This window comes from Streptococcus sp. SS-4456, assembly GCF_036680365.1.
Lineage (GTDB): Bacteria > Bacillota > Bacilli > Lactobacillales > Streptococcaceae > Streptococcus.
Window position 1 is genome coordinate 78,299 of sequence record NZ_JAVIHI010000003.1, and the last position, 12,013, is coordinate 90,311.

Consider the following 12,013-nt stretch of genomic DNA (forward strand, 5'->3'; position numbering starts at 1 on the left):
TTATAGGTCTTCCCGTTCAAATGGCATAGACATACAACGTGGTCCACCACGACCGCGAACCAACTCACTACCGCTGACCTTGATTAAACGAAGACCCTTGGATTCAAGAATTGCATTGGTAATGGTATTGCGTTTGTATACCACAACGACACCTGGTGCAATAGTCAAGGTATTGGAACCATCATTCCATTGCTCACGACCTGCTGCAACGATATTATCACCACCACAACGGATGAGTTCTACTTTTTCAAGACCCAAATTACTTGCCAGAACCTCTGCCAAATCCCCATGTTCTTCTTCGATATGGAGGGTTTCATTTTCATAAGTCACAGAGAAGACACGGAGGGTTCCTTCTATTTCAGGGTGAATAGTAAACTTGTCATAATCCACCATGGTAAAGACAGTATCCAAGTGCATAAACTTGCGACTGTTTGCAAATTCAAAAGCCAAGACTTTCTTGAAGCCAACGCCCCGTTCAAAAATATTAACTAATAGTTTTTCGATAGAGGCAGCATCTGTCCGTTGAGAAATACCCACCGCCAACAAATCTTTGGAAAGAATTAACTCATCTCCACCTTCTATACGGGTGGTTTCATCACGGTTATAGACAAGTGGAACCTTTCCAGCATAGTCTGGGTGATAGGTGAAGATATACTTACCGTAGAGGGTTTCACGGTTACGGGTTTCAGCATACATATGGTTGAGCGATACCGCATTACCAATGGTTGCAAATGGGTCCCGTGTGAAATAAAGGTTTGGCATTGGGTCAATTGCAAATGGGTAAGATGATTCGACTAAGTCTGTTAAACCTTTTTCATCAGCTGGAACCGGTGGCAGTTCTGCCTTTTGGACACCAGCCATGGTTTTTTCTACTAACTCCTTGTTATCCTCAATAGCTAGCAAGAGTTTGCGAATGGCTTTCTTAGTAGCACGACCACGAATATTGGCTTCTTCAAGATACTCATCGATAAATTGCTCACGAATTTCAGGTGTTACCAATGATTCCGCAGCCAGTTGTTCCAGATAGAGAACTTCTACACCCTCATCACGAAGGGCTTGAGCAAAGGCATCGTGTTCCCTCTGAGCATCTTCTAGGAAGGGAATATCATCAAATAATAAACGCTCCAAGTGGTCAGGCATCAAGTTTTCAATTTCTTTACCCGGCCTATGTAGCATAACTTTTTTCAGTTTACCAATTTCTGAAAACACATGGATTGGATGATGTGACATGATCTGTCCTCCTAATATTTTTTTCTTTGATTGGAAAGGTTAGTGGACCGTACGCTTTCCACCCTTTCCTTGACACCCACAGTCTATCAAAGAAACAAAGCCAAAACTTGAAAAGGTTCACATTTTTTTGAGAAATTCATCACATTTTTTAAAGGATTTTTAGATAAATATTTATAATATTGCCTATCATATACATATTATCTCTCTGCATATCATTATGTGAATTTTTATTTTTTTGTAAAAAAAGAACGAAAACTTCAATAAGTTTCCGTTAAATTGGCTAGAAAATATTCAATGTCTAGATAGGTCAGAATTTTTCGCCTATAGATAATCTTTTTATCCTGCTTTAATTGCTTGAGAACATGGCTGACTGTTTCCCTTGTCGTTGCGGCCAGGCGGGCAATTTCTTGGATATGTATATCAAAGGGCAGACTTACCAACTGTTCCCGTTGACACATATCCCAATAAAGAAGGGCCAGAGCCTGCACAACTCGCTCCGAAGCCTTGGACCGCATACTATTACGCAGGCGCAGTTCCTGAAAGGCTAGAATTTTCGATAATTTTTGACAAATATAGACCAGCTGACAAGGATTTGTCTTGGACATACTCTCAAATAAAGCCATAGGGATGATCAAACACTCCAAGTCTGTCATGGCAATAGCCGTATAGTGATAGGGCTTATCTTGAAACATATCCCCAAAAGGAAATGCTCCACCCTGTCGGATATAGTCCAGATAGGTAAAACTATCTGTTTTATCATACTGCTCAATTCTGGCATAGCCCTTCTGCAAGACAAATAAATAATCCCTGGGATCTTGGGCATAGAAAAATATCTGCCCTTTGGGAACCTTTCGAAAGCGGATATGCTTGGCCAGCTGGTCAAAGCTATCTCGGGTAAGGTTTTCAAAGGTTGGATGTTTCCTCAGATAGCTATACTGCTCACGGCTGATCATTTTCAAGCTCCTTTATCAATCATTCTCCTACGATTATAACATATATTAACTTATAAGACGAATGATTATAAGCAAATCTACAACAGAAAAACCAGCTCATACTCAATGAAAATCAAAATCAGACTAGGCGATGCAGATGCAGATAGAACTGACGTTCATCAAATCAAGTCAACAACGTCTGCTTTTGATTTTCGAAGAGTATCAAAAGAACTGGTTTATTTAAACTCTATAAATCATCCGCAATCTTATTGATTTTCCGCAGTCGATGATTAACCCCACTCTTAGTGATGGGAACTGTCAAACTATCTGCCAACTGCTGAATCGAATAATCAGGATGTTGGATACGGAGTTGGGCAATCTCTTGCAGGTCACCAGTTAGCTGGTCTAAGCCTATGCTATCCATAATCTTGATGATATTGTTGATAGTCTTCATGCTGGCGTTGACGGTTTTAGCTATATTAGCCGTTTCTGCATTGTTGGCACGGTTGAGGTCATTACGTGCCTCACGCAGGAGCTTAATATCTTCAAAGGCTGTCTTTGCTTCCTCTGCCCCTATGACTAAGAGAAAGTCCATAATATCTTCTGCCCGTTGCAGATAGGTAATGGTTCCCTTGCTTCGCTCAATAACCTTGGCATCCAGGAGAAATTTCTGTAACAGATTAGCTAAGTCATGGGCATGGTCACTATAAACAGAGGCAATTTCTAACTGATACCGTCCTTTTTCAGGATCCTTGACGGAACCTGCTGCCAAGAAAGCCCCACGCAGATAGGCTTGGCACCAGCTATCATTTTCAAGGACAAGGGGCGATATACCAGTTTCGAGTCCAAAAAAACTATCTGCCAAATGTAAATCATTTAAGATATCATTGACCCCCTCCTCAATGACTACTGCATAAACACGGTTCTTTTTGAGATTAGGTTTTTGATGGTGACGGATTTCTGCTTTTACCTGATAAAAATGCAGGAACAACTCATAAATATGTCTGGCAATCTTGGCATTCTCCGTCGAGATGGATAGGGTCAGACCTGTTGAAGCCAGCCCCAGACTGCCAGACAGTTTGATAATAGCTGACAGCTCACTCTTATTTTGACTGGCTTGTATCAAAAGCTCTTCTTTGACTTTTATGGTAAAACTCATGACCGCACCTGCAAAATCTTGAGTAACTCTTCTACCACCAAATCACCATCGTGGAAAGCTCCGCCATTTTCCAAACGAAGGAAATTGGATGAAATCACACGGCGAGCTTGTTCTTGCAAACCAGCAAAATCATGCTTGACCTGGACCAGATATTCATCAAACTGGTGGGTATTCATGTAGTCTTGTGGAACGGGTTCGCTGTTGACCAAAACCGTGTCGATAAACTTCTCTCCCAAATGACCATTCAAGACAATCACATGGTCGGCATCCGAGAAAAACTCCGTCTCACCACGCTGGGTCATGATATTGCAAACATAGGTCACCTCAGCCTTGGTTTCTTTCAGAGCCTTGCCAATATCCGAAATCATGAGATTGGGCAGAATGGAAGTAAAGAGCGAACCAGGTCCCAAGACCACCATGTCACTCTCCATAATGGCCTCAACTACCTGACGACTGGCCTTAGGCTCGTCATCATTGTAGGAATTGGTCACATAGACATGACCAATCATTCCCGCATGTTTGGCAATTTTACTCTCGCCAGAAACCTCAGTGCCATCTGTAAATACAGCATGGAGGGTCAAGGCTTGTTCACTAGAAGGGTAAATCCGACCAGTCGTATGGAAAAATCGAGTTAGCAACCGCATAGCATTATAGGTTGAGCCCTGCATCTCCGAAATTCCAGCGATGATGAGATTGCCTAGAGGATGTCCGGCCAGAGGACCGTCCGAATCCGCAAAGCGGTACTGGAAAATCTGCTCATACAATTTCGGCATATCCGACATGGCCAGAAGAACATTGCGCAAATCTCCTGGAGGTGTCACCTGCAGAGCTTGACGAATTTCACCTGAGGAACCCCCGTCATCTGCTACCGTCACAATCGCCGTAATATCGACATCCTTATCCCGCAAACTCTTCAAAATGACTGGAATTCCCGTACCGCCCCCAATCACTGTAATCTTTGGTTTTCTCATGAGCGGTTGACCGTTTCCTTCCTTCTGTCCTTGTCGCGATGGCTACGGTTGACAATCCAGTTTTTCTCCAAATCATCTGCCAAGCGTTTGGCAAAAGCAACGCTTCTATGTTGACCGCCCGTGCAACCAACAGCAATGGTCAGAACAGACTTGCCTTCCTTCTGATAACCTGGCAGAATTGGCTCAATCAAGCCGATAAGGTGGCTGTAAAATTCTTCAGATTCCTGGTGGGCCATGACATAATCAAAGACAGGAGCATCCAGACCAGTCAGATTGCGTAATTCTTTCTGATAATAAGGATTTGGCAAGAAACGCACATCAAAGACCAAGTCCGCATCCAGAGGCAGACCATATTTGAAACCAAAGGACATGACCTCCACACGGAAAGAAGGTTGGTTTTCTTGACTAGCAAACTGCTCTGAAATAGCCATCCGCAAGTTACGAGGTGTCAACTCAGTTGTGTCAATGACATTCTGGCTCATGTTTTTCAAGGGTGCTAATAGCTCACGTTCAAGCTGAATCCCGTCCAAGACCCGTCCATCTGCCGCAAGAGGATGTGACCGACGGGTTTCCTTATAACGTGCTACCAGCTCACCGTCTGTCGCATCAAGGAATAATATCTTAAAGTCCAGATCTTCTGCCGATTCCAAATCGTCCAAAATGTCACGAATTTCCGCAAAGAATGACCGACTCCGCATATCCACCACCAAGGCAATCTTATTGTTATCTTGACTGTAGCGAATCAATTCTAAAAATTTTGGTAAGAGGGTCGGCGGCATATTGTCAATGGTAAAATAGCCCAAATCTTCAAAAGACTGAATAGCTACCGTTTTACCAGCTCCCGACATCCCTGTCACAATTACTAAGTGGAGTTTGTCTGACATGACATTCCCTCCTTTTCTTTCTTAATCAATTACCGCAATGACTTCAATTTCAACCTTGACATCGCGTGGCAAGCGCGCCACTTCCACTGCTGAACGAGCTGGAAAATCTGCTGAAAAGGCTGTTTTATAAACTTCGTTAAAAGCCACAAAGTCATTCATATCCTTAAGGAAGCAGGTGGTTTTTACCACATGGTCAAAATCTGTACCAGCCGCTTCCAAGATAGCAGCGATATTTTTCAAGACCTGCTCAGTCTGCTCCTGAATGGTTTCTCCCACAACTTCACCCGTTTCAGGTGACAAGGGAACCTGACCAGAGGCAAAGAGGAAATTTCCTACAATCTTACCTTGTACGTATGGTCCAATAGCTGCCGGTGCCTTATCTGTGTGTATCGTTTTCATCTGTTCATCTCCTTTATTATTTCTAAGTCTATTATAGCATACTAGAGGGTGAAAATGAGCTTGTCATCACCTCCTAGCAAAGCAAAATCTACACAACTTATCAAACAAGCACATTTCATAAGAAAACAGACCACATCTGTAGTCTGCTTATGTATCTCTATCCTAGTTTCCTAGGACCTTACTTATTATAAATTTCTTTACGATGCCCAACTTCAAGAGCTAAAATGACCATTTTATTGTCAATGATATCACAAATCACACGGTAATTTCCTACTCGATACCGCCACAGACCCTTGTACTCTCCGACCAAGGCCTTGCCAAACTGCCTTGGATGTTCCAAACCATCCAAACGTTTTTTCAAATCCTTAGCAAGCATCAGTCCCACATGCCTGTCCATTTTTTTCAACTGCTTCAATGCATCATCGCTGAGCACAAGTTTATAGGCCATCTTCTAACTCCGCAAGCACATCATCTATCGAATGAGTTACTGGATTTTCTTGGAATTTCTTCAAAGCTTTGATACCAATCTCATAATCCAGCTGGTCTTCAATCTGTTCCGCTAGTGCAGATTTGAATAACTCAGACAAACTTTTTCCCGTATGAATAGCATAGCTTCTAAAAATTTCCTCTTCTGCTTCATTTAATCGCAAGGATACAATTCCCATTATTCCACCTACTTTCTTATTGTAATACATTGTAAAACAATTATTCAGAAATGTCAACTAAAAGAAAACAGACCACGTTTGTAGTCTGTTTGTAAATATCTATTTCGCAGTCTTTCAGTTTACTTTTAGTACTAGCTCTAACAGTCTAGGAATAGACTGTTACAGGTCGGAAATAGAGCGAACGAAGTTCGTACCCAAAACTGCAGACTGCTTGTTCAGTCAAATGACTGTATTACGGGTGCAAGCGGTGCAACATACGTGGGAATGGAATGGCTTCACGGATGTGTTTTGTACCAGCTACAAAGGTTACCATACGCTCAATACCGATACCGAAACCACCGTGTGGCACTGAACCGTATTTACGAAGGTCAAGGTAAAATTCGTATTCTGACTTATCCATGCCGAGCTCGTCCATCTTAGCTACCAAGGCATCATAGTTATCTTCACGCATAGAACCACCGATGATTTCACCGTAGCCTTCTGGAGCCAAGAGGTCCGCACAAAGCACTCGCTCTGGATTGCCAGGAACTGGTTTCATGTAGAAGGCCTTGAAGCTTGCTGGATAGTTAACAACGAAAGTCGGTACACCAAAGTAGTTTGAAATCCAAGTTTCATGTGGTGAACCAAAGTCATCCCCATGTTCGATGTGTTCATAGTCTGTATCTTCATCAGCCTCATGTTCTTGCAGAAGGGTAATGGCATCATCATAAGCCACACGTTTGAATGGCTCTGCAATGTAGCGTTTAAGGGCATCCACATCACGCTCCAGAGTTTCCAAGGCCTGAGGAGCACGATCGATAACACCTTGAATCAAGGCTTTGACATAAGCTTCTTGCAAATCAAGTGACTCGTCATGGCTGAGGAATGAATACTCTGCATCCATCATCCAGAACTCAGTCAAGTGACGGCGAGTTTTTGATTTTTCCGCACGGAAAACTGGACCGAAGTCAAAGACACGACCAAGTGCCATGGCACCAGCTTCAAGATAGAGCTGACCTGATTGACTGAGATAAGCTGGTTGACCAAAGTAGTCAGTTTCGAACAACTCTGTTGAATCCTCTGCCGCATTTCCAGACAAGATTGGGCTATCAAACTTGATAAAGCCATTTTTCTCAAAAAACTCATAAGTCGCATAGATAATGGCGTTACGGATTTGCTGGATAGCAACCTGCTTACGCGAACGCAACCAGAGGTGACGGTTGTCCATAAGGAAGTCCGTCCCGTGTTCTTTTGGTGTGATTGGATAATCTTGTGACTCACCGATCACTTCAAGGTCTGTCACATCCAACTCATAACCAAACTTAGAGCGCTCATCTTCCTTGACAATCCCTGTCACATAGACAGACGTTTCTTGGCTGAGGCGTTTTGCAACATCAAACTTCTCCGCACCAGCTTCTTCACCGAATTTTTCGATGAAGTTTGGTTTGAAGGCAACGGCTTGGAAGAAGGCTGTTCCGTCACGCAATTGCAGGAAGGCTAACTTGCCCTTGCCTGATTTGTTGGCAACCCAGGCACCAATGGTCACTTCTTGACCGACATAATCTTTTACTTGGTTGATGGTAATCAATTTTCTAGACATTATTTTTCCTCTTTTTATTTTTTCATAAATGTGTGTAGTCGAGCCACTGCTTCTTTGAGCGTGTCCATATCTGTCGCATAGCTGAGGCGGATATTTTCAGGAGCTCCAAAACCAGCACCTGTCACCAAGGCTACTCCTACTTCTTCCAAAATGGCTGTGGTAAATTCAGTTACATCTGTGTAGCCTTTCATTTCCATAGCTTTTTTGACATTAGGGAAGAGATAGAAGGCTCCTTCTGGCTTAATCACTTCAAAACCAGGCACTTCGGCTAGCAAGGGATAAATGGTATTGAGCCGCTCTTCAAAAGCCTGACGCATGGTTTCTACCGTATCTTGCGGACCTGTAAATGCTTCAATGGCCGCATACTGAGCAGCAGTTGTTAAGTTGGACGTCGTCTGACCGACAATCTTGCTCATAGCCGCAATAATCTCAGGATTGCCAACCGCAAAGCCAACCCGCCAACCTGTCATGGCATAGGCTTTTGCAACACCATTGACCACAATAGTCTGCTGGCGAATGCTCTCTGAGATACTTGAAATCGGCGTGAAACTATTACCGTTATAGACCAAACGGCCATAAATATCGTCTGCCAAGATGAGAATGTCGTGTTCCACAGCCCAGTTTCCAATAGCTTCCAATTCCTCACGACTGTAAATCATACCTGTCGGATTGGACGGGCTGTTGAGCAAGAGGACCTTGGTCTTGTCAGTCCGAGCCGCTTCCAGCTGGTCAACTGTCACCTTGAAATTGTGTTCTTCTGTGGCAGTGACAAAGATTGGCACGCCTTCGTTCATCTTAATCTGGTCAGCATAGGAAACCCAATAAGGTGTTGGAATCAGAACCTCATCACCAGGATTGATGACCGCCGCAAAGAAGGCATAGAGAACAAACTTGGCACCTGTGGCAAGAATGACTTGATTGCGTTCGATAGAGTAGCCATAGAAATTCTCAAAGTAGGTATTGACCGCGTCCTTCAACTCAGGAAGACCTGAAGCCACCGTGTAAAAACTAGCCTTACCATTTTCGATAGACTGAATCGCTGCTTCTTGAATATTCTTAGGTGTGACGAAGTCTGGCTCACCCAAGGTCAGTTCTAAAATATCACGGCCCTCAGCCTTCAAGGCCTTGGCCCGTGCACCTGCTGCCAGAGTGACACTTTCTTCCATTTCTAAGACACGTTTTGATAGCTTACTCATAAGCCCTCCTTCTTGACAAAACTTCCTGTTTCAAACTCTACTAAATAATAGGCTGTTCCTGATTTGACTTCCCAAATTGGTTTATCATCTCGGATACCAAGAAGAACACGCTCTACCTGACCTGCACCATTTTCCTTAGCAATAGCTTGCGCTTCTTCTTGCGAAATTCCCTGCGCTAAAGGATAGACATACACAGTGCTAGAAGCCTCTGGAATCAATACTGCAACATCTTCTCCCTGACTGGTAGTACCAAATACACTAAAATAGGTTTCCGTACCATTGTAGATAGAAAAATCCTTGACAGTTTGCAAGTCTGCATATTCTGTAGCTACTGCAACTGCGTGACTACGCGCCTTGTTGAAGGGTGCTGCAGCCATGTCCCAAATAGTAAAAATTGAAAAAGTTACAACACTGAGGAGGATAAAAGAGCCCAATACCAACTGCCCAGTCTTAGAAGCCATCCACTCCAAAAGTTGAAATATCTTTTTTTCCATAGTAGTCCTATTATACTACAAGTCACAAGAGATTTCCATTCTTTCAGCAAGTGAATAAGAATTTTACAGACATAATTTGCCATTTGACTTGCATATAGGACTAATTATTGCTAAAATATTCTCATGAAAACTGTTGAACAATCTTTAAATGAAAACAAGAATGCACTCCATAGCCTTGTCGTCTTTCGCAGAGCTGCCAATACCATCTTAAAATCAGAATTAGAAACCATCAAAAAATACGGACTGACCGTCTGTCAATTCGGAGTCATGGAAGCACTCTACAACAAGGGCAACCTCCGTATTCAAGACTTGATTGATAAGCTACTCAGCACATCTGGAAATATGACCGTCGTCATCAAAAATATGATACGAGATGGCTATGTCTATAAAACCAGTGACACAAGCGACCGTCGCGCCTCCCTGATTGCCTTGACAGACAAAGGACGACAAACCATCGAATCTATCCTGCCAGAACACTACGATCATGTCGGACATATTTTCTCTGTATTAAGCTCAGAAGAACAAGAACAGCTGGCAAACATTTTGAAAAAATTTAAGAAATAATGACAAATCCCAAAGCCTACACTTTGGGATTTTGATATATTTTGCTTGATACAAAACTTGATCAGAACTTGAAAATAGACAATATATGGCCTGCTATACAAGAAATTTGACCTACCTATGACACCATTCTAACTATCCCAAAGGTCCTACTTCATTTCTAACACACTGCAAGGCTGCTCCAATTACCTGGTGCATATCGTAGTAACGGTAGTGACCTAGACGTCCACCAAAAATAACATTCTCTTGTTGCTCCGCAAGACGCTTATAGGCAGTATAGAGTTTGTTATTACGGTCATTATTGACTGGATAGTAAGGCTCGTCCCCACGTTTCCAAGTCTTCGAATACTCGCGTGTAATAATGGTTTTTTCTTGTGTACCAAACTCGAAATGTTTGTGTTCGATGATACGAGTAAAAGGTGTTTCACTATCTGTGTAGTTGACAACTGCGTTACCTTGGTAATTTTCCATATCCAAGACTTCCGTTTCAAAACGAAGGCTGCGATACTCCAACTCACCCAGTTCGTAATCAAAGAACTCATCAATCATACCTGTGAAGACAACCTTTGGAAAGTTTGCCAAGTATTCTTCTTTACTGGCAAAGAAATCAACATTTGTCTCAACATCGATATTTTCATGATCCAACATTTTTTCAACAATCTGCGTGTAACCACCGATTGGAATACCTTGGTAAGTATCGTTGAAATAGTTGTTGTCATAAGTCAAACGCACTGGCAAGCGACGGATGATAAAGGCTGGAAGCTCCGTACATGGCTTTTCCCACTGCTTCTCTGTGTAAGACTTGATCAATTTTTCATAGATGTCTGTACCAACAAGTGAAATAGCTTGCTCTTCCAAGTTCTCAGGTGTTTTTCCTCCCAATACAGCACGTTGCTCTGCAATCTTTGCTTCAGCTTCAGCAGGAGTCACCACTCCCCAGAGCTTGTTAAAGGTATTCATGTTGAATGGAAGATTGTAAATCTCACCCTTGTAGTTGGCAACTGGTGTATTTGTGTAGCGGTTGAACTCAGCAAATTGGTTAACATAATCCCAAATTTCCTTTTCAGAAGTATGGAAAATATGTGCCCCATATTCATGAACCTGGATACCTTCTACTTCTTTGGTGTAGATATTTCCGGCAATATGGTCACGCTTTTCAATAACTTTAACTTTCTTTCCTTTTTTTGCTGCTTCGTGGGCAAAAACTGCACCAAACAAACCCGCACCAACAACTAAATAATTGTAAAACTGCATATAAAAAATTTTTCCTTTGACTCTTCTTAATTTTGCGAAAGCAAAGCAAATTGTTTAGAAGTTAACACAAAATTCCTATCAAAACTTCCACTACGATCATATTAACTTTCAAAACACTAAATTTAGGAAATACTTTCTGTCAATTAAATCAGAAAAGATTCTCGTTACATTATAGCATTTTCTGAAAAGAAGGAAAAGAAAGAGAGAACATATCTCGTTCTCTCAGAATATTAAAAATAAATCAAATAACTATAAATTTCTTGAATATAGATTTCTTAAAATATTGAAAACCTAGTCTCTTCTAAAAATATCTCGTGTATATACCTTATCCCGCACATCGTCCAAAGAACTATCATAACGATTAGCAACAATGGCTTGACATTGAGACTTGAACTTCTTCAAATCATTGACAATTTTAGAACCAAAGAAGGTTGAGTCGTCCTCTAGAGTTGGTTCAAAAATAATAACTTTTGCACCTTTGGCTTTCAATCGTTTCATGACACCTTGAATGGAACTCTGTCTAAAGTTATCCGAGTTGCTCTTCATCGTTAAACGGTAAACACCAACAGTAATTTCTTTTTCTTGCTGGTGAGAGTAGCTATCATGTTCAGAGTAATCATAATAAGAGTCGCTTTTCATCTACCCACTACAGTTGACAAAGAGCCTATTTTTATTACGGTATACTGGAG

13 protein-coding genes and 1 pseudogene are annotated in these 12,013 nt (G+C 42.0%); 1 reads left to right on the plus strand and 13 read right to left on the minus strand.

Features of this window, described 5'->3' with window-relative positions; translation table 11 throughout:
• The 11 genes from arcA to RFK25_RS01700 form a co-directional block, all read right to left on the minus strand.
• Complete coding sequence (gene arcA, locus RFK25_RS01650) at positions 1-1,233, minus strand: arginine deiminase (protein ID WP_332411031.1); 1,233 nt, start codon at positions 1,231-1,233, stop codon at positions 1-3.
• A gap of 254 nt (positions 1,234-1,487) precedes the next feature.
• Positions 1,488-2,183, minus strand: a complete 696-nt coding sequence (locus RFK25_RS01655) for a Crp/Fnr family transcriptional regulator (protein WP_332411034.1) — start codon at positions 2,181-2,183, stop codon at positions 1,488-1,490.
• Between the two features lie 226 nt (positions 2,184-2,409).
• Positions 2,410-3,321, minus strand: a complete 912-nt coding sequence (gene whiA, locus RFK25_RS01660) for a DNA-binding protein WhiA (protein WP_256779081.1) — start codon at positions 3,319-3,321, stop codon at positions 2,410-2,412.
• Entirely contained in the window at positions 3,318-4,292 is a 975-nt protein-coding gene (locus RFK25_RS01665; RefSeq protein ID WP_332410979.1) for a YvcK family protein, read from the minus strand. The genes whiA and RFK25_RS01665 overlap by 4 nt, the downstream gene beginning before the upstream one ends.
• A complete protein-coding gene (rapZ, locus tag RFK25_RS01670) occupies positions 4,289-5,176 on the minus strand; it encodes an RNase adapter RapZ (RefSeq protein WP_332410981.1) in 888 nt (295 codons plus the stop codon). The genes RFK25_RS01665 and rapZ overlap by 4 nt, the downstream gene beginning before the upstream one ends.
• Before the next feature lie 21 nt (positions 5,177-5,197).
• A complete protein-coding gene (locus RFK25_RS01675) occupies positions 5,198-5,575 on the minus strand; it encodes a RidA family protein (protein WP_332410983.1) in 378 nt (125 codons plus the stop codon).
• A gap of 178 nt (positions 5,576-5,753) precedes the next feature.
• Complete coding sequence (locus RFK25_RS01680; RefSeq protein WP_332410986.1) at positions 5,754-6,023, minus strand: type II toxin-antitoxin system RelE family toxin; 270 nt, start codon at positions 6,021-6,023, stop codon at positions 5,754-5,756.
• A complete protein-coding gene (gene relB / locus RFK25_RS01685) occupies positions 6,013-6,240 on the minus strand; it encodes a type II toxin-antitoxin system RelB family antitoxin (RefSeq protein ID WP_105145136.1) in 228 nt (75 codons plus the stop codon). Before relB ends, RFK25_RS01680 begins: the two co-directional genes overlap by 11 nt.
• Before the next feature lie 232 nt (positions 6,241-6,472).
• Positions 6,473-7,819 (minus strand): asparagine--tRNA ligase, encoded by a 1,347-nt coding sequence (gene asnS, locus RFK25_RS01690; RefSeq protein ID WP_024408445.1) that lies wholly within the window; start codon positions 7,817-7,819, stop codon positions 6,473-6,475.
• A 14-nt stretch (positions 7,820-7,833) separates the two neighbouring features.
• A complete protein-coding gene (locus tag RFK25_RS01695) occupies positions 7,834-9,015 on the minus strand; it encodes a pyridoxal phosphate-dependent aminotransferase (RefSeq protein ID WP_332410988.1) in 1,182 nt (393 codons plus the stop codon).
• Positions 9,012-9,509: a cell wall elongation regulator TseB-like domain-containing protein gene (locus RFK25_RS01700; RefSeq protein WP_248033869.1), complete on the minus strand. Its 498-nt coding sequence runs from the start codon at positions 9,507-9,509 to the stop codon at positions 9,012-9,014. The genes RFK25_RS01695 and RFK25_RS01700 overlap by 4 nt, the downstream gene beginning before the upstream one ends.
• 123 nt (positions 9,510-9,632) lie before the next feature.
• Between RFK25_RS01700 and RFK25_RS01705 the strand changes: the two genes are divergently transcribed.
• A complete protein-coding gene (locus tag RFK25_RS01705) occupies positions 9,633-10,073 on the plus strand; it encodes a MarR family winged helix-turn-helix transcriptional regulator (protein ID WP_332410991.1) in 441 nt (146 codons plus the stop codon).
• A gap of 132 nt (positions 10,074-10,205) precedes the next feature.
• Here the strand turns inward: RFK25_RS01705 and glf are convergent, their stop codons facing one another.
• Together glf and RFK25_RS01715 are read right to left on the minus strand one after the other, a co-directional pair.
• A complete protein-coding gene (glf, locus tag RFK25_RS01710; protein ID WP_332410993.1) occupies positions 10,206-11,324 on the minus strand; it encodes a UDP-galactopyranose mutase in 1,119 nt (372 codons plus the stop codon).
• A gap of 291 nt (positions 11,325-11,615) precedes the next feature.
• A pseudogene (locus RFK25_RS01715) lies at positions 11,616-11,963 on the minus strand (UDP binding domain-containing protein); the annotation flags it as partial.
• Positions 11,964-12,013 lie beyond the last annotated feature (50 nt).